At 38.6% G+C, this 21,242-nt stretch carries 15 protein-coding genes; 2 read left to right on the top strand and 13 right to left on the bottom strand.

Annotated elements, in window-relative coordinates; genetic code table 11:
- Window positions 1-57: 57 nt before the first annotated feature.
- The 4 genes from dapB to R2Q70_RS14535 all read right to left on the bottom strand — a co-directional run bounded on the left by dapB (window position 58) and on the right by R2Q70_RS14535 (window position 3,241).
- The gene (gene dapB / locus R2Q70_RS14550) at window positions 58-792 is read right to left on the bottom strand and encodes a 4-hydroxy-tetrahydrodipicolinate reductase (protein ID WP_316808293.1); all 735 of its coding nucleotides are present in this window, start codon (window positions 790-792) and stop codon (window positions 58-60) included.
- A gap of 10 nt (window positions 793-802) precedes the next feature.
- Window positions 803-1,393, bottom strand: a complete 591-nt coding sequence (locus R2Q70_RS14545) for a DUF5683 domain-containing protein (RefSeq protein WP_316808292.1) — start codon at window positions 1,391-1,393, stop codon at window positions 803-805.
- Between the two features lie 128 nt (window positions 1,394-1,521).
- On the bottom strand, window positions 1,522-2,430 hold the full coding sequence (locus R2Q70_RS14540; protein ID WP_316808291.1) for a ParB/RepB/Spo0J family partition protein: 909 nt from the start codon (window positions 2,428-2,430) through the stop codon (window positions 1,522-1,524).
- A gap of 7 nt (window positions 2,431-2,437) precedes the next feature.
- Window positions 2,438-3,241 (bottom strand): AAA family ATPase, encoded by an 804-nt coding sequence (locus tag R2Q70_RS14535; protein ID WP_316808290.1) that lies wholly within the window; start codon window positions 3,239-3,241, stop codon window positions 2,438-2,440.
- Window positions 3,242-3,423: 182 nt separating this feature from the next.
- Here R2Q70_RS14535 and R2Q70_RS14530 point away from each other — a divergent pair, with 182 nt between their 5' ends.
- Window positions 3,424-3,945 (top strand): NADPH-dependent FMN reductase, encoded by a 522-nt coding sequence (locus R2Q70_RS14530; protein ID WP_316808289.1) that lies wholly within the window; start codon window positions 3,424-3,426, stop codon window positions 3,943-3,945.
- A 204-nt stretch (window positions 3,946-4,149) separates the two neighbouring features.
- Here R2Q70_RS14530 and R2Q70_RS14525 read toward each other — a convergent pair whose 3' ends face one another.
- Window positions 4,150-5,223, bottom strand: a complete 1,074-nt coding sequence (locus R2Q70_RS14525) for a DUF2891 domain-containing protein (RefSeq protein WP_316808288.1) — start codon at window positions 5,221-5,223, stop codon at window positions 4,150-4,152.
- 84 nt (window positions 5,224-5,307) lie between these two features.
- Complete coding sequence (locus R2Q70_RS14520; protein ID WP_316808287.1) at window positions 5,308-5,760, bottom strand: hypothetical protein; 453 nt, start codon at window positions 5,758-5,760, stop codon at window positions 5,308-5,310.
- Between the two features lie 46 nt (window positions 5,761-5,806).
- On the opposite strand from R2Q70_RS14520, the gene R2Q70_RS14515 reads away from it, so the two are divergent.
- Entirely contained in the window at window positions 5,807-7,441 is a 1,635-nt protein-coding gene (locus R2Q70_RS14515) for an ABC transporter substrate-binding protein (protein WP_316808286.1), read from the top strand.
- 12 nt (window positions 7,442-7,453) lie between these two features.
- On the opposite strand, the gene R2Q70_RS14510 is transcribed toward R2Q70_RS14515, so the two are convergent.
- From R2Q70_RS14510 to R2Q70_RS14480, 7 genes are all read right to left on the bottom strand, one after another.
- Window positions 7,454-9,538, bottom strand: coding sequence for a S9 family peptidase (locus R2Q70_RS14510; protein WP_316808285.1), 2,085 nt, complete (start codon window positions 9,536-9,538; stop codon window positions 7,454-7,456).
- Between the two features lie 83 nt (window positions 9,539-9,621).
- Window positions 9,622-11,058, bottom strand: a complete 1,437-nt coding sequence (locus R2Q70_RS14505; RefSeq protein WP_316808284.1) for a SusD/RagB family nutrient-binding outer membrane lipoprotein — start codon at window positions 11,056-11,058, stop codon at window positions 9,622-9,624.
- Between the two features lie 7 nt (window positions 11,059-11,065).
- Window positions 11,066-14,197, bottom strand: a complete 3,132-nt coding sequence (locus tag R2Q70_RS14500; RefSeq protein WP_316808283.1) for a SusC/RagA family TonB-linked outer membrane protein — start codon at window positions 14,195-14,197, stop codon at window positions 11,066-11,068.
- Window positions 14,198-14,497: 300 nt separating this feature from the next.
- On the bottom strand, window positions 14,498-16,954 hold the full coding sequence (locus R2Q70_RS14495; RefSeq protein ID WP_316808282.1) for a TonB-dependent receptor domain-containing protein: 2,457 nt from the start codon (window positions 16,952-16,954) through the stop codon (window positions 14,498-14,500).
- Window positions 16,955-17,551: 597 nt separating this feature from the next.
- The gene (locus R2Q70_RS14490; RefSeq protein ID WP_316808281.1) at window positions 17,552-18,790 is read right to left on the bottom strand and encodes a cyclopropane-fatty-acyl-phospholipid synthase family protein; all 1,239 of its coding nucleotides are present in this window, start codon (window positions 18,788-18,790) and stop codon (window positions 17,552-17,554) included.
- A gap of 9 nt (window positions 18,791-18,799) precedes the next feature.
- The gene (locus R2Q70_RS14485; RefSeq protein ID WP_316808280.1) at window positions 18,800-19,612 is read right to left on the bottom strand and encodes a DUF1365 domain-containing protein; all 813 of its coding nucleotides are present in this window, start codon (window positions 19,610-19,612) and stop codon (window positions 18,800-18,802) included.
- Between the two features lie 365 nt (window positions 19,613-19,977).
- Window positions 19,978-21,222 carry an NAD(P)/FAD-dependent oxidoreductase gene (locus R2Q70_RS14480; RefSeq protein WP_316808279.1) on the bottom strand — a complete coding sequence of 415 codons (1,245 nt, stop codon included), beginning with the start codon at window positions 21,220-21,222 and terminating at the stop codon, window positions 19,978-19,980.
- Window positions 21,223-21,242: the final 20 nt, after the last annotated feature.

Here is a 21,242-nt window from a genome sequence, read left to right as displayed (position 1 = left end):
TTATCTGATTCTTTTATTCAATTTTAATGCTTGCTCTTTGCTCCTTGCTCTTTGCTCCTACTCAAAAATATCGGTAATGCTGAAAAATCCTTTTTTATCCTTTACCCATTCTGCCGCTACCACAGCACCTAAAGCAAAACCTGCCCGGCTATGTGCAGTATGTTTGATCTCAATATCATCTACCTCACTGCTGTAAATTACCGTATGCGTTCCGGGTATATTTTCAATACGGTGCGATTCGATCAGCAATTGTTCCGCTTTCGGAAAAACTTCCACATCAGTTCCAATTACTTCATTTAACCATTCTGCTTTCCGCTCCAGATTATCCACAATTCCTTCAGCTAAAGTAATGGCTGTTCCACTTGGCGCATCAAGCTTTTGTGTATGATGAATTTCCTCAACCTGAACTTCGTAAGCCGGATAGTTATTCATCAGCTTTGCTAAAGTTTGATTCAATTTAAAAAACAAATTAACGCCGATACTGAAATTAGACCCATACAACAACGTATTGTTACTGGTGTTACAATCATTTTTAACCTCCTGAAGCTTTCCATACCAGCCGGTAGTACCTACCACAACCGGAACATTCGCATCAAAACATGCACTAATGTTATTTAAAACCGAATCTGGCGTACTAAAATCGATGGCTACATCTGCTGATTTTAAATTTTGCCTGGTTAAATCTTCCTGATTATCTATTGATATTTTTAAAACGATTTCGTGACCACGTTCAAGGGCAAATTTTTCGATAATTTGTCCCATTTTGCCATAACCTAAAAGCGCTATTTTCATTACTTGGAATTTAAAATGTTAGGGAGAGTTTTATTGCAGGTGTAGCATTAAAACTATACATGCTGTTGGAGTTGATCATTGTTGGAAGCACCTTAAAAGATAAGGTATCATCAATATTGAAGAAATGTAAACGGGCAGCCACGTATGCATCAACCACATTGGCGAAGTAAACTAAGCCATAAGAGAAGAGTACAATTTGCTTATTTCTTCGGTAAGTGTCTTTACCGGTTGTAATTCCGGCGGTAGAAAAACGGGTACCAAAAGGTCCGGCAGGATCTGGCTGACCCTTATTAAGATCACGATACTGCAACTCTTTGAGATAAAGATTATACTGTTTACTACTTTCCAGATATGACAAGGTTAGCGCTGTAAAACCACCATAAATGGCGGTGATTTTGCTTATGGTGTAAATGCGTTGAAAGGTGAGGTTTTTGCCTGCCCTCGATCCATCATTTAGCAACTGCATGTTGTAAATTTGCCCTAAACCAGGTAGGATGAGCGATTTAATAACAGCTTTTCTTCCAGCAACCTTGCCCGGATTAACATATTTAGCCTTCATTGAATCTCTTCTGGTCATTACCTTTGGAGAATCAACCTTCATAGGCCTGTAGTTCCGACTCTTTAACGTGTCAGTAGCTTTTGATACAGTATCTTCTACCTGAGCCGAAGCTTGGTTTACAAGAAAAAAAGTAAATAAGGAAACCAGTATTAAAAGCCTATGAAGTTGCATTACCAGTCCAATAATTCTAAAATCCTGTTTAAATCATCATCGCTCATAAAAGGAATTTCGATTGCACCTTTACCATTCTGGCTTACTTTCAGTTTTACCCTTGTGGCAAATTTTGAAGCTAAATCATCCTGCAGTTTTTGATATTGAAAAGAAACAGCTTTTGTTTTCGGCTGATCTTCTACTTTCAGCGGCGCATGTTGCAGATTGCGAACGAGTTCTTCTACCTTACGAACAGACAAACCTTTTTCTAAAATTTCCTGGTGGATAAATAATTGTTTATCCACACCATCAACATTGATTAATGCCCGGGCATGCCCCATCGAAATGCGCTGATCGCGAATGGAAGCCTGAATAGCAGGTGGAAGTTTTAACAAACGCAAATAATTGGTAACTGTTGTACGGTTTTTACCTACCCGTTCGCCCAATTGCTCTTGCTTTAAACCCACTTCATCAATCATCCGCTGGAAACTTAAAGCTACCTCAATGGCATTTAAATTCTCTCTCTGGATATTTTCGATCAATGCCATTTCCAGCATTTGCTGGTCGTTTGCACTACGAATATACGCAGGAACCTGGGTTAACCCTGCGAGTTTTGAAGCCCTGAATCTACGTTCGCCAGATATTAACTGGTATTTATTGGCGGCTATTTTTCTTACCGTTATCGGTTGGATTAAGCCCTGAACTTTTATGGAATCAGCAAGCTCGTTTAATGCTACCTGGTCAAATTCGGTACGTGGCTGGTAAGGGTTGGTTTCAACTTCGGTTAAACTTACATGACTGATGTTGCCAATCTGCTCAGTTTCGCTAACGTCATTCACCTGCTGTTTCGGCGGATGAGAAGATTCGCTATCATCTAAAAGCGCACTTAACCCTCTTCCTAAACCTGTTTTTCGCTGAAAAGATGTCATCTATAATTTATAAAGTTGCTGTATTTATGTTTTCTTCTTCCTTTAATAATCCGTTTTTCTTCACGATTTCGCGGGCAAGATTCAGGTAGTTAATGGCACCTTTGCAGTTTGCATCATGCATGATTACTGACACACCATAACTTGGTGCCTCACTTAAGCGGGTATTTCGTTGAATGATGGTATCGAAAACCAGTTCATGAAAGTGCGTTCGTACTTCTTCTACCACCTGGTTAGATAAACGTAAACGAACATCGTACATGGTTAATAAAATCCCTTCTATCTCCAACTGAGGATTTAAACGGTTTTGAACGATTTTAATTGTATTAAGCAATTTACCCAAACCTTCCAGAGCGAAATACTCACATTGAACCGGAATAATTACCGAATCTGCAGCTGTTAAAGCATTAATTGTAATTAAACCCAATGAAGGAGAGCAATCTATAATGATGAAATCATACTGATCTTTGATTTTCTCTAAAACCGCTTTCATTTTGTATTCACGGTTGTTCAGATTAATCATCTCGATTTCAGCACCAACTAGGTCGATGTGCGCAGGGAGTAAATCTAAATTTGGTGTATCAGTTTTCTGAATTGCCTGTAAAGGATCAATATCGTTGATGATACATTCGTAAATACTGTCTTTTATATTCCGGGGATCAAAACCAATGCCTGAAGTTGAATTTGCTTGAGGATCAGCATCTACCAATAACGTTTTATATTCTAATACGGCTAAACTCGCAGCCAGGTTTATAGATGATGTTGTTTTACCAACGCCACCTTTTTGATTTGCTAATGCAATAATTTTGCTCATCTATCTATCCGAAATTTACTTAAAGCTTATACGGGCGTTGCTAAATCATGCCTTTTAATCGGCAAAAAGTTCTATTTTTGCGTTGTTTACGCCCTTTTTCTCAATCAGCTAAGATACAAACTATATGGCAATTTTAGCAATAAGGACATTCGCGTTTTAAACATCTTATTAACAATTCATCCATGATTACAATTATAGCAGCCACCAACAGACCCAATAGCAATACGTTAAAAGTTGCTAAATATTACCAGCAACAACTTAAACTAAAAGGCTCGGATGCTAAGTTGTTCAGCCTTGAACATTTACCTGCCGATGTTTTAAATACTGATATGTATGGTAAACGTTCGGTGGCGTTCCAAAAAATACAGGATTTGATTTCTTCTACCGAGAAATTTATTTTCATCATGCCAGAATATAATGGCAGTTATCCTGGAGTTTTAAAGGTATTGGTTGATGCCTGTAATTATCCGGATAGCTTTTATGATAAAAAAGCGGCGTTAGTGGGCGTTTCATCTGGCAAGTATGGCAACATCCGTGGCGTAGATCACTTTACAGGCGTTTGCCACTATGTTCACCTGCATGTTTTGCCTTTGCGTTTACACATACCAAACATTAAGCAAGAACTGGATGAAAATGGAAATCTGTTTAAAGAAGATACCCTTAAGTTTACGGATGAGCAGATTGATAAGTTTATCAAGTTTTAAGCAGGATTTGTAGGATTTTTTTGATTTGGAGAGTTGTTAAGTTTTCCCGCAGATGGACGCAGATAAAATACGCAGATTTACACGGATTACCGGCCAACCCTCATCCGAATTATTTCAGGATTTTTAATGATGTTAGATACGCTTGCGCTCCTTTCTAACGAGTGCATCATCGCTATACGATTCTATTGTATTTTAATCTCCACCCTACTGTTCTAAAGCATAAACAGCGAAAGATGCCAGCCAATGGTCGCCGCCATAATTACCGGCAAACACCAATGGTAGTGCATTGGCTAAAAATTTATCGGCGGTAAGTTCGAAGTGTTTTTTCCATTTATGATTGTTAGGCAGTTTTTTAGCAATGCCCTTCATACACCAGGCCCGGGTAAAAGATAAACCCACTAAATGAACACCCTGGTAATCATTAATGTCGCTGATGACAGGCAAATCACTAATGCGCTCAATGCTTCTTTTCTCGTAAAATTTATTCAGCCAGGTCACAAAGTCCTTATTTGGAAGTACCCTTCTCATTAGATCAGCAATTTCTAAACTTGGTGAAAAGAAGTCTGAACCGTCTGGCTCCAGATAAGCCGGAGTTGCAGTATTATCTAAATAAAAGGCTTTTGCTCTATCGTCAATTTGTTTTTCGAAAGCCGAATCTTTAAAAGTTCTTGCCCAATCTAATGCAAACACTAACCCAAATGCAGTGTTTGGATGAACGCCAGTTCTATTTGGGTAAGTTTGTTTAGGCAGATAAGCTTTCCAAAGTTTAAGTATCTGCTGTGTTAGTGGTTGCAATGCAGTATACCATTTCTTGGCATCTGGGTTATCCCAGGTATATAATTCCTGATCGAGCTTTAACAACCAGGCCCAGCCATAAGTACGCTCATAGGTATTGGCTACCTGATACTTAGTGAAGTATTCGGCCTCTGCCTGCATTTTTTCAGGCGTAAAAGTTTTGTTTAAAATAGCGATGATCTCAGCCTTATTCTTCAGATTCGGAACCGTTTTGAGTAAGCGCAACAGCATCCAATGCCCGTGAACCGAGCTGTGCCAGTCTAAACATCCGAAAAATGCCGGATGTAGTTCACTTGGTAGCAACCTTCCATCAACCGCGGTATTTGCTACATGCGAAGTTTTATTCGGAAACTCCTGGCCAATACAGCCTATCGGCATTTTTGAAAGTTTTTCAGCAACATCGGCAGTTAATGTTGGTATAACCTGCGAGTGCGCAAATAAATAGGTAAAAAGAAACGTTGCGATAGCGAAGAACCTCTTCATTGTAAACCTGATTAATAAATTATGATTGCGTTTTGTGGAAATTAAATAATGCTGTCTCGGAATGCCTCACAACATCCATTTAATTTAGGCGCCAAATCTAATCCACTTATCACCCTCATGCCCAAAAATAAAAGATCCCGGATGCAGCATCTCGGCCATATCTTCAATTAGTGAAACCGCATTTTCAGCATTTCGCTCACGATCAACATCATCGTTTAATAAAATAATTCTATTATTTGTTACGGCCTGCCAATCGGCACTTAAAACTGACGGAACTTCCCGCATCAAATCAGTAAGCGTTTTGCCAGGTTGATAGTAAATGATAAAAATCGCACTCATGAGGTCTGACGCTATCATGCCGCCAGCCAAAGCAATTTCTTCCGACAGGAAATAACTGGAATTGTTGTTTACATCTAACAAAGCAACAGGCATTTTATCCATAAACTTAATTTTGTGCTCCACAATATCTAAACGTTCTTGTAAATCTTCTTGCTGTGCGGCATCCAGGCCAATAAATAAATCGTTTAAAAAAGACATCTGCATTAAATTTATTAATTTGTGCAAAAATAACATTCCTGATCGCATGCGAGGTTCATTTCATTATATATTTTGGATTTTTGGTTGTATAATCTTTGCTTCATGTAAGCAAAATGACGATCATAGCGACAAAAAAGTCTTCAACATTAATCTGGATCAGGGATTAACCTCGTTAGATCCAGCCTTTGCCCGCAACCAAAACGCCATTTGGATGACCAACCAGATTTTTAATGGCCTGGTTCAGATTGATTCTTCGTTGCAAACTGTTCCATGCATCGCAAAAAGCTGGACGGTTTCCAAAGATGCTTTGATTTATACTTTTAATCTTCGTGATGATGTTTATTTCCAGGATGATCCTATTTTCAAAAACGGCAAGGGGAGAAAAGTAATTGCCAGCGATTTTGCTTATTCATTTTACAGATTAATTGATCCGAAAGTGGCTTCGTCAGGCGGCTGGATTTTTAGCGACAAGGTGAAAGATCAACATAGCTTTATCGCCATAAACGATACTACCTTTCAAATTAAATTGCAACGCCCCTTCCCTCCTTTCATGAACCTGCTCACTACTCAATACTGTTCGGTTGTACCAAAAGAGGTAGTAGAACATTATGGAAAAGATTTTAGAAGTCACCCGGTTGGAACAGGACCCTTCAAATTCAAATACTGGAAAGAAGGAGAAATTTTGGTGCTGCTTAAAAACGATCACTATTTTGAAAAAGATCTGTCAGGAAAGCAGTTACCTTATTTAGATGCCGTTAAAGCAACATTCATTACCGATAAGCAAAGTGGCTTTATGAGTTTTTTAAAAAAAGACCTGGATTTCTATTACAACGTGGATGGCAGCTATCGCGATGATATCTTAACCAAAAGTGGAAATATGAGTGCTAAATACAAGGGTAAGTTTAGTTTAACCAAAAGCCCCTATTTGTGTACAGAATATGTTGGAATTTTAGTGGATACCAATTTGGCACTGGTGAAGAATTCACCGCTGAAGATCAAAAAAATCAGACAGGCGATTAATCACGCCATTGATCGTGATAAGCTGATCAGGTATTTGCGTAACGGGATCGGCATCGCAGCCACTTCTGGTTTCATCCCCAAAGGCATGCCTGGTTTTGATAGCCTGGCTGTTAAGGGTTACACGTACAACCCTGCCTTGGCTGCCAGATTATTAAAGGAGGCTGGTTTCCCTGAAGGAAAGGGAATGCCAGAAATAACGCTAAATACCACCACAACCTATAAAGATTTAATCGAATTTATTCAAGGCGAACTCACCAATGTTGGTATAAAAGTGAAAATTGATGTGAGTCCGAGTTCCAGTTTACGGGATTTAATGTCGAAAAACAGTGTAAACTTCTTTCGTGGTTCATGGCTTGCAGACTATGCCGATGGCGAAAATTTTCTCTCGATGTTTTATTCCAAAAACAAGGTGCCATTCGGCCCCAATTATTTCGCTTTTTACAATAAAGAGTTTGATCAGCTATTTGAACAAAGTTATTATGAAGCAGATGCTGAAAAACGTTTTGCACTGTACCGTAAAATGGACCAGCTGGTGATGGACAATTCACCCGTTGTGCCGCTATTTTATGATCAGTCTGTTGTCATGCTGCAAAACAATATCAGCGGTTATGGTTTTAACGCCTTAAGTTTGATGATTCTGAAAAGAATCATCAAAAATTAACAGGCGAAAGTATTACTTCTTATCCATCAGTTTGCGCTTTAAAAAATCGGCTGTAGCTTCGCTCACCCTTACTCCGTTCGAAAATTTCATCCAGTGATGTGTATCGTCAGGAATAACCAGATACTCAAATCCGAACTTTTTATCTTCAAAACGTTTGGCAAGGTCTACGCTTTGAGAAAAAGCAACATTGCGGTCATCATCAGCATGAATAATTAACGTTGGTGAGGTCCAGGTATTGATATAAGTTACAGGCGAAGATTGCGTTGCTAGTTTAGCTGCCAGATCTGCATCCGGAGCTGGTGCTTTGCCTTCCGCTGCGTTATTGCTGAATCGATTATTTACGCCATGAATGTCTACACCCGCAGCAAATAACTTCGAATCTTTTCCCAACGCCAAAGCCGTTAAATATCCTCCATAAGAACCTCCGTAAATACCTATTCGCTGCCCATCAATGTTAGGTTGTTTGGCCAGCCATTCGCCAGCTGCTTTAATATCCTGGTATTCTGAGGCACCCTGAGCACCGGCATTGGCAGGCTTATGGAAGTCGTAACCATAACCTAAACCTAAACGATAATTAACAGATAAAACAGTAAAACCAAGATTCGCCAGGTACTGATTTAAGGCATAATCAATAGAATAGTAATCCATTGGACTCCAGCCCAAATACATTTGTCTCTGTGGCCCACCATGAACATATATGATTGCCGGATGGCTTTTAACGGCTTTTTTAGGCGAAAATAACTGCCCATAAACCGGTTTGCCATCCGGAGCATTAAAGCGAACATGCTTGGGTTCAACCATTTCCTTTATCGGAAACTCAGCAGGTATAAGTTCCTCACCTATCAGTTTTATGCTTTTATCATTGCCAATTATAGCGGGTAGCAACGGTCTTTCAGCTGTTGAGCTTAAGCAAAATACGGTTTGGTTATCTCCCGCTATTACAGGATAGGTTTCGATACCTTTTCCAGAAGTAAGTGGCTGGATATTAGCCTTGTCAACTGCTACCTTATAGATGTGCCTTCTGTCCAGATCATGAACATCTACAATTTTATTTGCAGCGAAAACAACTGTTTTTTTATCATTACTCAGCTTTATATTTTCAACAGTGAAATTTCCTTGCGTTAATAAAATTTTATTCGTCCCATCGGGATTCATTGAATATAAATGTGGCCATCCATCTTCATAAGAACAAAAAATGATTTTATTTGCAGCCCAGTTTAAGTTTGCTCCACCTTCAATAGATGGATAAGACCCCATGATGGTTTCTAGTGCTTTCCAGATTTGTTTCCCTGTTCCATCGTTTACGTTGACTGTCCATATTGCCCAGGGTTGATGTTTTTTAGCTAAAACCGAATCCGTTTCTCCGCCAGATCCAGGCGTTCTGACAAAGGCTAAATGTTTACCATCAGGAGACCAAACCGGTGCATTATCTTTAGAAAAAGATGGCTGCAACCACTGTATTGATGTTTTCTCTTTATTGTAGATGCCGATAAAGGAATGATCTGTTCGGTTGCTTACAAATGCGACTTGTTTGCCATCCGGCGACCATTTGTAACTCGAGTTCACACCCTTGGCATAAAAAAGATTTTTTGCTGCTGTAGCTCCATCTACAGGGACAGTTTTTATTTGGCCTGCCGTTACAAATAGAACTTCGTTGCCTGTCGGAGATAACACGGGATAATCGCCCTCACCTAATGCAATTAAATTTCCGCCAGTAAATGGAATGGAAAACACCTGAACTTTTGGTGCAGTAGTTGATGAATTGGCATTCACCGGACCGCCATCTCTACCTCCATGATCACCACCTCTTACAAACACAATCCATTTCCCATCTGCTGAAATGGAAACGCTGGTTAATTCCTGACCATCATCTTCCTTAAAATCGGTAACCTTCTTCGCTTTAAAAGCTGGGGCTTCTGCGGTGTAAATATTTCTTAAACCTTGTTCATTAGCAGCCCAGGCAATTTTATTGCCTTGCACTGATGCTGTTAGTTGATTGGGGAATGGATAACTTAGCGCTGATTTGAGGGTGAAAGACTGAGCAAATAGCTGAACCGAAGAAAGGAGCAGCAAGAGAAAAAGCAAAGATTTTTTCATGTTGAATATTTAACGATAAATTACAAAAAAAGCCCTAACCGACACTCGATTAGGGCTTCAAACTTAGTTTTTCAATAATATTGTTACTGATCCCACCATAACTTAGTTGTTCTAGGCACTTCTGCAGGAACGTTAGCACCATTTTTACTACGCTCACCTTGAGGATAATCATTTCTTCTGATGAAATCAGGAAGGGTTACGTTCACCGGTAGTGTGAAGTCTTTATATTTATAATCGTAACGGCGGGCATCATTCCAGGCTTCCGGATTGAGGTATGTAGCTACATATTTTTCTTTAAAAATCAAATCTTTAGTTAATGCCGCCGCACCAACTGCCACACGTGGATCTGCCAAATATGTTGCCTTATCGGCTGCTGCAACCTGGAATTTATCCATATTGGCCGAAATTGCTGCTAGGTATGCGTTATAAGAACGTGTCTTATCAGTTGTGAACGCAGCTTCAGCTTCAATAAATTTCATCTCTGCATAGGTGGCAATAAAAATTGGAGAGGTTGGACTGGTCCAAGGAGAGTTTACAGAAATATAACATTCATCTTTTACAGTGTTCGCTCCCGGCAATCTGTTTCCGGCACCATTTACGGTTCCGATATAAACGTTATTAACCGTCCTATCTGTAATTTTTGCAATACGCGGATCAAACAAACCGTAAGTAGTACCATTTAAGTGGTCAATTAATTGCTCTGATAACCATCCACCTAAAGATTGCGATGCATTACTGATGGCAACACCGGCCCAAAAGTTCCGAACACTGAAGGTTGCCATTTGAGCATCTTCTGCATTTGAAGCAAATGAACTTCCTACTGCTGATAGTACTGCTGTAGGATTATAAGTGCTCGTTTTACTCACTTTATTTAATAATCGGGCTTTTAACGCATAGGCAAACTTTAACCAGTTAGCCCGTTCATTAGCACCTGTTGTGCCGTAAATCAAATCGCTGGTTGCGGCTAATTTCACAGTAGCATTGGTTTTAGCCAACTCTACAATAGCTTCATCTACTAAAGCCATGCTTTGATTGTAGATTTCCTGAGCTGAATCGTATTTCGGAAAAAAGTTTGTGATGTCGAACGCTTGAGAAAATGGCGCACTGCCCCACATATCATTAACCATAATCAGGTTATAGGCTATAAGTACATCTGCAACACCCTTGTACTCACTCGATCCCTGAGCAACAGCCATTTTCTTCATTTCATTGGCATCCGCTATTGCAAAATAAAGTGCATCCCAGGTTCCACTAAAATCTATCGACTGATAAGTATCACCCGCACCTGCAGCAGCCGGATTAGCGGTATACTGAACATATGGAACGATGGCACTTGCAACGTTATAGTTATTCACCCCAGCTTTACTGGTTGATGTAGCCAACAGAGATGCTAAAGTTGGCGTAGTTACTTGGTTAGGGTTTTTAGCAACATCATCAAAATAGCTGTCTTTACAGCCCTGAAGTGCAATACTTGCCGTCAAAACTGATAATACTGTGTATTTTAAAATCTTTTTCATCATGATCAAATTAAAAACCAACATTTAGAGAAAACATAATTGTACGGGCAGTTGGATAGGTAAATCCAGCAGAACCATCGTTGTTACTACCTGCATCATACGAACTTGACTCCGGATCTACACCGTAATATTTGGTCCATAACCAAAGGTTATTTCCAGTTACTGAAACTGAGGCAGACCTGATTGCTTTTTTAGGTAACCAATTTGTTGGCAAAGCATAACTTAAACTCGCAGAACGAAGGCGAACCCACGATGCATCTGTTACAAATGGCTCAGAAACGTTTCTGTAAAATCTACGGTAATAACCCTCGCCATAATCTACATTATCAGGGCCAAAACGCTGACCTAACCAAACTTGTTTTGTGTTTGGCGTTCCGTTTGCAAGTACACCTTCAAACGTCCTGAATGATCTTCTGTCGGCAGTATAATCTGGCAAACCAAAAGCAGAATAAAAATCTTCCAACCAGTTATATTTTTCGAAGCCTAAACGGGCATCAAACAATACATTCAAACTAAATCTTTTGTAGCTAAAGTTATTTCCCATACCAATTACATAATCTGGTTGTGAATTACCTAAAATTCTTTGTGTACCGCCAGAAATGATTGGGAAGCCATCAGCGCCAATAAGCAAAGGCAAATTTTTATCCAAGAAGTTAGGATCTTGAGGTTGCCCACCTGAATACCTGTTAAAATACGAACCATAAATGTTACCAAAAGCTTGTCCTTCAACCAACTTCATCGTTACACCAGCATTTCCATAACCCCTTGCCGCACCATAAATAATATCGGTTGGTAAGTAAAGGATTTTGTTTCTATTTGCTGATACATTTAAGTTAACACCCCATTTGAAATCTTTTCCATCAATTGGCTTTCCATTAATCACCAATTCAACTCCTCTGTTACGAATATTACCAGCGTTGATTGATGTGGTTACATAACCTGTTGCTGAGGTAATTTGTGCCTGAATAATTTGGTCCTTACTCAGCGAATAATAATAAGTGAAATCAAATCCTAAACGACCTTTAAAAAAAGACATCTCTAAGCCGGTTTCGAAAGTATTTGTAAATTCAGGGCGAAGGCTTGGATTTCCAAGATTAGATGCAAGCGTTAAACCTGTGGTTCCTGTTGGTAAACTACCATATGTAGCGAAACCTGATGATGCACCGGCATAAATTGGCGCATCTTTTCCAAGTTTAGCATAAGATAATCTTAACTTGGCCTGGCTAATTGCCGAAGGAAGTTTAAATTGGTCAGAAAATACGTAACTAATACTTGCTGACGGATAAAAGAACGATCTGTTTTCCTTAGACAAGGTAGAGGTGATATCATTCCTACCCGTTAAAGTTAAAAATAAGTAGTTTTTATAATCGAAAGTAGCCTCACCGAAATAACCTATTAATCTTTTTTGCGTAATGGATTGCGAAACGCTAATCACTTTTGCATTTGCAAGGTTGAAGAAGTTGTAAATGCTTAGCTGACTTCCTAAACTACCGATATTTTTTAACCGGCTATCATACATCTCCTGTCCCAATCTTAATGTACCATTAATATCACTTGTTATTTTTGAAGTTAAGGTTGCTAAGAAGGTACCATTTAGTGTTCTAACTTTTGAGTTATACTCGCCATAGAACCCCTGATCATTATCATACACCTGTTCACCGGTAATACCCATCGGGCCTGGTGCAGTTCTTACACGGTTATCGTTATAGGTATCTAATCCAAAACGGTATGAAAAGTTCAACCATTTAGTTGGCTCATAAGTTAATGCTGCCCCGCCAATAAAACGATTCACATCACTTTTCAATTGGTTGGTTTCGGTACCCCAAATTGGGTTATTTGTTCCAATATACTTTTGTGTGCCATTCTCATTGATGTAATCTGCAACATCGTAGCGAGGCGACCAGTATGCCAAACCTTCACCAAACCTATCGGCACTGTAAGTATAACCACCTGCGTTGCTAAAGTTCATATTTACTGAAGCTTTAAATTTAGGGCTGATGGTAATATCGGTATTTAACCTTCCTGAAAGGTTTTTATAATCAGTGTTTGGCATCATCCCTTTTTGATACAATTGCGATACCGAAGAGAAAAACTTTACCGTTTCGCTTCCGCCAGCTACTGAAACTGAATTTTTAATCTGTTGACCAGTTCCAAATGCCCGGTCATAGTTGTTAAAAAGTTGATCTGGGTGTGTTGGATCAAGTAGTTTTGCTTCAGCTATTGTTGGTCCCCAGGCTGGTCCAATACCGCTTGGTGGATTGGCATAAACGCCTAAAACCCCCTGTGTATATTCAGTTTGAACAGCAGGTTTTTTCAACACCTCATCAAAGCCATAACTACTGTTTAAATTAATGCTCAAGGCGCCTGCTGCACCTCGTTTAGTCGTGATAACCACTACGCCATTTACACCTCTTAAACCATATAAAGCAGTTGCCGCACCACCTTTCAGGATATTGATCGTTTCAATATCCTCCGGGTTAATATCAGAAGCTCTGTTGCTTACCCCTCTGGCACCATAAGCAGTACCACCTGGATTTGCGCCCAACGTAGAGGTAGAATTATCAATCTGCACACCATCGATAACATAAAGCGGATCGCTTGGAATACTTGGATCGATGGAGTTAACACCTCTGATTCGAATATTCGCACCCTGACCAGGGCCACCACCCATACTGGAAATGGTTGCACCAGCAACTTTTCCCTGCAAGGCATTAATTAAGTTAGGTTGGTGGTTAAAGTTTAAATCTTTGTTGTTAACCTGCTGTGCAGCATAACCCAGCGATTTCGCCTGGCGGGTAATCCCTAATCCTGTAGAAACCGTTACCTCTTCAAGTTGTTGCGAATCTGAAGCAAGCGCCAGGTTTACGGTGGTTCGGTTCCCTACGGTGACCTCCTGTGTTTTGTATCCAATTAAGCTAATTACTAAAACCGCGTCTGAGGAAGAAACCTGAATCGTAAAATTTCCGTTTCCGTCCGTCGAGGCTCCGGTGTTTGTTCCTTTAACTTTAATACTTGCTCCAGGTAGTGGTCCGTTATCATCGGAAGAAGTAACTTTCCCTGTGATGGTTTTTACTTGCGCAAAAGAAGAAATGCCGACAAGTAACATACACATGAAAAGCAGTGAAGTAAAGATTTTTCTCATATCTCTATTGTTTAGGTTAATGTTTGTTAGTTATATGCAATATATAATTTTTAAAAGTAAAATACCGCATGAAACCTAAGCAAAAACATTAGCATTGCTAAACAAATGAACAATAAGGCCATATTTTAGCGAAACAAGGCCATAGAGCTTAAAATAAACTGCAAAAACAAGCATAAAAAAATACAAAATCGCATGTACGAGATTAAAAACAAGCCAAACTAAGTGTATATTGTACACACTAAAACAAAAAAGTCCTCGATTTTTAATTCGAGGACTTAAATTTATATTTGATTTGGGTTTTTATTGCTGAACACCACCCATTCCACCACCACCTTGCTGCTGGTCTTGTTTGATGTCATCATTTTTGATTTTCTTTTTCTCTGTAAATTTCAATTTACCAAAGCTATAGCTAAAGTTCACACCAAAAGAACGTAACGGATAATATACATTGGTACTTTGATAAAGCGTACTCACCTTATTACCAACAGTTGTTACCGAATTGTTTACTGTTCTGATATGTAAATCGCGAGTGAAAGGATTTAAGGTGTTGATACCAATTGAACCTTTTTTATTTAAAATATCTTTCTTGAATGATGCACCGTAGAACACCATGGCATCGGTTTTACCTTGATAGGTTCTTCTTGGCGAATTGACAACACCAAACAATTCAAAGTTATAGCCTTTACCGAATCCATAAGCCGAACGACCAAAAATATTATAATTTAAAAATGTTCCGGTACTTATACCTGTTTGCGTATTGCTAACTTCGTAAGTATTCACACCTAAGTTGGTCATCAAAGTCCATTTTGGTTTAGGGTTGTATGATGCAAAAACGTTTGCACCATATGTTTGTGCTGTACCTACGTTAATGTAGGTTGTTAACGTTTTATCAAAGCCATTTTCCCTTATAGATAGAATCGAATTTTCAATTACATTGCCGGTTCTGCGATAAAAAACTGATGCGTTAATTACAGATCCCTTTACAAAAGTAGAGTAACCTAATTCGAAATTATCACTCAATTCAGGATCTAAAGTTGGCTCACCTTGTCTGATGTTAAACTGATCACTTTCATTACGGAAAGGGTTTAGGTAAGCCAAACTTGGTCTTTGCACCCTACGGTTATAACTCAGTTTTAAAGTTGCATTTCCTTTTAAGGTTTGAGAAATGATGGCGCTTGGGAATAGGTTGAAATAATCGTTCTTCTGAACACCACCCTGTGCGTTGTTAAATCCGATACTGGTATATTCAGATCTCAGTCCTCCTTTAAAGTTGACCTTTTTACTTAGCTTAAAACTAATTACGCCGTACGCAGAGGCTACATCCTGGTTATAATCGAAATTTTGGTTTGCATTATTTGAAAACGCACTGCTGATGTCGCGGAAAATTCCTTTAGCTCCAACTTCCAGAATAGTTGATTTTGTGAATGGATAAGTATAATCCGTTTGAATAGTATACTCTTTATTTTTACCAGTATTATCGTTATTTACAGCCGGGAAATTACTGCCAATAATTTCGTTTTCAAATTCGGTAGTATTTCTGCCTGAAGATAATTGACCCGCAACTGTAAATTCTTCTCCTTCTTTTTTCGTAGTATGTTTATAATCTACATTCCAATCGAAGTTGTTGAAGCCCATATCCATTGAACTGATGTTTCTAAACTGTACGCCATTTAAATTATAATTGGCACTTCCAGGCCCACCATTGGAGAAGTTATTATACTTAATGGTCGAACTTAAGTTGTTATAGGCATTAAAATCATAATCAGCGCCAAAACTACCGTTATAGCCATTGCGGCTCCATTTCGAAACACCATCTTGAAAAATATTAGTGATATTGGTTTTGCCGATGGAATCAGTACGGGTATTGTTTTCAAATAAAACCCTCGAATCCTGAGCATACGCCAGGTTGGCTCCTAAACTTGTATTTACACTTAAGCGACCAGTTTTTGCTGTTAGGTTAAACGCACCATTATTCTGGCGGGTTCCCGCAGATAAGTTTACGGTTCCACTTACCCCTTGCGCATTTGATTTTTTAGTGATGATATTGATGATACCGCCTGAACCCTCTGCGTCATATTTTGCTGATGGACTGGTGATTACTTCCACACTTTTAATTTGCTCTGCGGGAATCATTTTCAAGGCGTCAGAAACACTGCTTGCCATGGTTCCAGATGGTTTGCCATTAATTAACACACGAACTGCGCCACCTCTTAACTGAACGTTTCCATCAACATCAACAGAAAGCATAGGCACTTTACGCATTACGTCTGTAGCATCGCCACCGGCATTTGTACCATCGGCTTCTGCATTATAAACCATTCTATCGATTTTATTTTCGATAACGGCTTTTGTTCCCTGAACCTGAACATCGGCAAGTGTATTTTCTGATGAAGAAATATAAATCGTTCCTAAATTTTGATCAGGCTTGGCTGGCGTTGTAGTAACTAAAACAGACTTGGTTTTATAACCCATGAAACCGATCATTAGTTTATAAGCATCTGGAGCAACGTTTTGTAATGATAGTTTTCCTTTCGGATCAGTTACACCACCATTTACCGATTTGTTATCCTTTACATTAATCAGCGAAACTGTTGCATAATCAATAGGCTGTTTTGTTACTGAATCTAAAATGGTAGCCGTGATACGGCCAAAAACAGTTGGTTTCTTAGCACCTCCACCAAAACCACCGGCAGGAAACTGTGCCTGTGCGTTCATAAAAATTCCCAGGGAGAGGATTAAGAGTAAAATTCTTTTCATGATAATTTGTTAGTATTTGATATTAGTCGGCGCAACGTGCAATTTGTTACAACAGAGTAGAATACTTTTTACGCGACTACGTTAATTTAGTCGGCAAAGGTGCAAATTTATCGGTAAAAAAAGATAGCTGATCGAAAAATAGATAAACTAGGTGGAAATTGACGGGTGGAAATGGAAGATGCAAATTGGAAATTGAAAACCGGAAATTGAAAATTGGTAACTGGAATTAGAATTTGGTAATTGGTAAGTGGTAAGTGGAAATTGGAATTTGATAATTGGTAAGTGCAAATTGGAAATCGAAGCTGGTAATTGAAAATTGGTAATTGGAAATTGGAATTTGATAATTGGTAAGTGCAAATTGGAAATTGAAAACTGGAAATTGGTAACTGGAAATCGAAGCTGAAAATTGAAAACTGGAAATTGGTAATTGATAATTGGTAATTGGTAATTGATAATTGATAATTGATAATTGAAAAAGCCTCCGTTCATTATCCATTCCAATATTTTCATGAATGATGCGATTCCATCATCCATCTTACACCTTACCTCATTACATTTCCATCCCACTCATCAAATTAACGCATCATCAAATCTCATTTATCTCGATGTATTATTCGGACGCGTATAAACCAGTTGCATCACATTGATGTTGCGCATGGCGAAAGCGGCTTCACAATAGTTTAAGTAATAGTTCCATTTGCGGATGAAATTTTCATCAAAACCCAAATCCTTCACTTGATCCAAATGTTTGTTAAATTCCAGATACCAAAGATGGAGTGTTTTTGCATAATCTAAACCCATATCTTTCAAATCGACCATGGTTAAATCGCCGGTATGGTTAATGGCTTTGTTGATTGCCGAAACGGATGGCAATAGTGAGCCTGGAAAGATGTGTTTTTGAATCCAATCTACCCCATTTCTTAATTTATCATAGCGGCTATCTGGAGAAGTGATAACCTGAAAAGCGAAAATACCGTCTTTTTTTAGCAACGATTGGCATTTCTCGAAATAAGTTTCCAAATATTGATGACCAACCGCTTCTAACATTTCAATGGAAACGATCTTATCAAAAGTACCCTCAATTTTGCGGTAATCCTGAATGATGATTGAAACCAGATCTTCAAGTCCCTCTTCTTTCACTCTTTGTACAGCAAGTTTTTGCTGTTCTTTTGAGATGGTTACTGAAGTTACCTTACATCCATAATTTTTAGCCAGGAAAATAGCATTCCCACCCCAACCACTACCAATTTCCAAAACATGATCAGTAGGTTTAACCTTCAATTGTTTTGCAAGGCGATCATATTTGGCATATTGCGATTCTTCTAAACTGACTTGATCATTTAAAAAATAGCCGCTAGAATAGGTCATGGTTTTATCTAAAAATGTTGCAAAGAAATCGTTATTCAGATCGTAATGTGCTGAAATATTTTTCTGTGAACCTGCAAGCGTATTGGCCCTGCGAACATGGGTAAGCTTGTTTACTATTTTAAAAAGGTTAAGCGCAATTGATTTTGCTTTGCTTCCTGTAACCGAAGGTGCATTTTCAATATTCAAGAGCACCCATTTAATTACGTTTGTAATATTCGAGGTATCCCAAAGCCCCAAAGTATAGCCTTCCCCGAAGCCGATGTCGCCATATAATGCTATTGATTTGAAGAAATCAGGATGATTCACCTGTATATTTGCAGAAATTTTGTCTTCATGGTTACCAAAAGTGAGTGTTTCGCCATTTGGCAAGGAAAGCTCCAACTTACCCAGGGTCATTTTGGAAAGCGAATTTAAAACCACTTTTTCAAAAAAACCAATATGTGTTTTGGTGGCGGCAAGCGTACTCATAATCTAAATCTATTTTGTTTGTGGTTTATAAGGTTTATATACGTTACGTTGCAGTTCAGGGTTTTCAGCTTTTGGGTGAAATGGTAATTTTTTCATCCATAGTTTAAATGCCTGCCAATGAATCATGCCCATTACCTGCAATGGAATTAAGGGAATTGAAAAAAAATATTTTAATAAGCTGGCATTGGTTAAGTCTCTCCTGTTGCCAAATAAAGTACTGATAAAAAACTTATTACCACTTTTATCAATATCATCTATTTTAATCTCAAGTTTTTCTCCGGGGATTTTCAGATTAAAATCAAAAGAATCATCGTGATCAATAAATGGCGAAACGTAAAAATATTTTGTTGTGATTTTTTTGAAGCTATCACCGTCTAGTTCGTCTTTCCCAAAGAAAAAAAGTTTCATTTCGCGGTAGGTATTGCTAATTTCTGCCACGCAGCACACCGGATTTTCATTTTCATCGAAACAGAAATAGAACGAAACCGGATTGAAATTATAACCTAAAACATTGAGGTTGGTTAGCAACTTAATTTTCAGTTTTGTTACGTCGACACCATAACCCTTTAAATACGTTTCCAGATGCTGGCGAGTGGTTTTCGTTGAATCCGGATTATTTTTTGGCAATTGTAAATGTTCCGAATCGCGAAATGAAAACAGGTTAAATCTGTTGCGGCTGAACCACCGAAGTTTTTTTTCCAGTACATCAATCTCATCCAAATCGATATAAAACATATACACATTGTACCAAAAAGAGTGTTTTTTGGGTGCCAGCCGATGGTGCATGACTTTGGCGGTGTATATGTTGGATTTTAAAGGCATTTAATTCAATTTACAAAAAATAAAAATTTATCCGATAGCTGAAGTTAGACAGCAATGAAGCAGGCATCTTGTCATTCTGAGCGCAGCAAAAAATCTCCAGCTTATATTTACTGACACTAGGATATCTTCTCACACTTAATTTGGTAACCAAGGCAGCACTTAAATCGCTTTCAGACACTTTGCTTCCACATCAATTTTGTTTTGTCGTCATTGCGATCCCGATTCTTCATCGGGAGAAGCAATCTCATTCGTAAAAGAATAGATTGCAGCGGTCGTGAAATACTCCCTCGCAATGACGACCGCCCTCAAACGTTACTCATGTTTAGTTTTATGAAATATTAACCATCAGAATGATATAAAAAACCTTACATCTTCAAACATAGATCCACTGCACTTTTATACGCATCTTCATGGAAACCATATTTAAAATAACTTCCGCAGTAATAAATCGGACCATCTTCATTCAACTCATGTAATCGCTCTTGCGCCTGCATAGCCGGCACATCAAATAAAGGATGGTGGTAATCAATTTCTTTTATAACTTTTTCCGGATTTAAAGTGGCCGTAGGATTAATTGAAACAAAGTAATTCGTTTTTTTAGAAACACCCTGTAAGTTATTCATCCAATAAATGGTACTCGGCAACAATTTATCGCCTTGTTTTTCTACACGATAATTCCAACTGCTCCAGGCCAGTTTGGCTTTTGGCATTTGATCTTCATCGGTATGCACCACTGCTTTATTAAGCTGGTATTTAAACTTCGATAGCAATTCGGTTTCTAAAGGCGTTTTATCTTTTACAATTTCAAAAGTCTGGTCCGCATGGCAGGCCATAATGACCTTATCAAATTCAAAACGTTCGTTTGTTGAATTTACAACCGCTACCTTTCCATTCTCCAATCGTTTTACGGAAACAATTTTATTGTTGATCTTAATTCGATCGCGGAATGGTGCAATCAATTTTTCGCGGTAAGCCTGACTTCCATTTTGCAAGGTGTACCATTGGTGCTGAGTATCTAATCCTAAAAAGCCGTGATTTTTAAAAAAGCGGATTAAACTTACCGCCGGGAAGTCTAAAATCTGTTCCATTGGTGCACTCCAAACCGCTGCACTCATGGGAATCAGATATTGCCAAAGCATATCTTCACTATAACCAAATTCTTTGAAAAACCTACCAATGGAATAGTTCTGGTAGGCTGGTTGATCTAAAATTTCGATGCTTTGTTTATTGAAGCGGTTTATCTGCATCAGCATTTTCAGGTAAGATATATTAAGAATATTCTTCCGCTGTGCGAATAAATGGTTTAAACTTGAACCACTGTACTCTAACTTTTTTGGCAGAAACTGAACACTAAAAGACATATCCGTTTTGATAACTGGTGCGTTAATTTCAGCAAACATTTCCGTTAGATTTGGATAAGTTTGGTAGTTAAAAACCATGAAACCAGTATCCAGATAAATGGGTTTACCATCTTCTTCGAGCGTAATGGTATTGGTATGACCGCCAATATAATCACCTTGCTCAAAAACTGTGATATCGTATTGATGCTGCAGCTTATGGGCACAACCCATCCCTGCTATTCCGGAGCCAATAATGGCTAATTTTTGCATTTTCTTAAATTAATATTTGG

Origin of the sequence: Pedobacter agri (genome assembly GCF_032678665.1) — a bacterium.
Lineage (GTDB): Bacteria > Bacteroidota > Bacteroidia > Sphingobacteriales > Sphingobacteriaceae > Pedobacter > Pedobacter agri_A.
Note: the sequence above shows the minus strand (reverse complement) of the source record. Positions and strands in the feature narration are given on the sequence as shown.

Excerpts from the sequence above, each read along its gene's own strand:
- R2Q70_RS14510 (WP_316808285.1), bottom strand. The coding sequence starts at position 9,538 with ATGAAAAAATCTTTGCTTTTTCTCTTGCTGCTCCTTTCTTCGGTTCAG.
- R2Q70_RS14480 (WP_316808279.1), bottom strand. The coding sequence starts at position 21,222 with ATGCAAAAATTAGCCATTATTGGCTCCGGAATAGCAGGGATGGGTTGT.
- R2Q70_RS14505 (WP_316808284.1), bottom strand. The coding sequence starts at position 11,058 with ATGATGAAAAAGATTTTAAAATACACAGTATTATCAGTTTTGACGGCA.
- R2Q70_RS14490 (WP_316808281.1), bottom strand. The coding sequence starts at position 18,790 with ATGAGTACGCTTGCCGCCACCAAAACACATATTGGTTTTTTTGAAAAA.
- dapB (WP_316808293.1), bottom strand. The coding sequence starts at position 792 with ATGAAAATAGCGCTTTTAGGTTATGGCAAAATGGGACAAATTATCGAA.
- R2Q70_RS14495 (WP_316808282.1), bottom strand. The coding sequence starts at position 16,954 with ATGAAAAGAATTTTACTCTTAATCCTCTCCCTGGGAATTTTTATGAAC.
- R2Q70_RS14525 (WP_316808288.1), bottom strand. The coding sequence starts at position 5,223 with ATGAAGAGGTTCTTCGCTATCGCAACGTTTCTTTTTACCTATTTATTT.
- R2Q70_RS14540 (WP_316808291.1), bottom strand. The coding sequence starts at position 2,430 with ATGACATCTTTTCAGCGAAAAACAGGTTTAGGAAGAGGGTTAAGTGCG.
- R2Q70_RS14545 (WP_316808292.1), bottom strand. The coding sequence starts at position 1,393 with ATGAAGGTTGATTCTCCAAAGGTAATGACCAGAAGAGATTCAATGAAG.
- R2Q70_RS14530 (WP_316808289.1), top strand. The coding sequence starts at position 3,424 with ATGATTACAATTATAGCAGCCACCAACAGACCCAATAGCAATACGTTA.
- R2Q70_RS14485 (WP_316808280.1), bottom strand. The coding sequence starts at position 19,612 with ATGCCTTTAAAATCCAACATATACACCGCCAAAGTCATGCACCATCGG.
- R2Q70_RS14520 (WP_316808287.1), bottom strand. The coding sequence starts at position 5,760 with ATGTCTTTTTTAAACGATTTATTTATTGGCCTGGATGCCGCACAGCAA.
- R2Q70_RS14515 (WP_316808286.1), top strand. The coding sequence starts at position 5,807 with ATGCGAGGTTCATTTCATTATATATTTTGGATTTTTGGTTGTATAATC.
- R2Q70_RS14500 (WP_316808283.1), bottom strand. The coding sequence starts at position 14,197 with ATGAGAAAAATCTTTACTTCACTGCTTTTCATGTGTATGTTACTTGTC.
- R2Q70_RS14535 (WP_316808290.1), bottom strand. The coding sequence starts at position 3,241 with ATGAGCAAAATTATTGCATTAGCAAATCAAAAAGGTGGCGTTGGTAAA.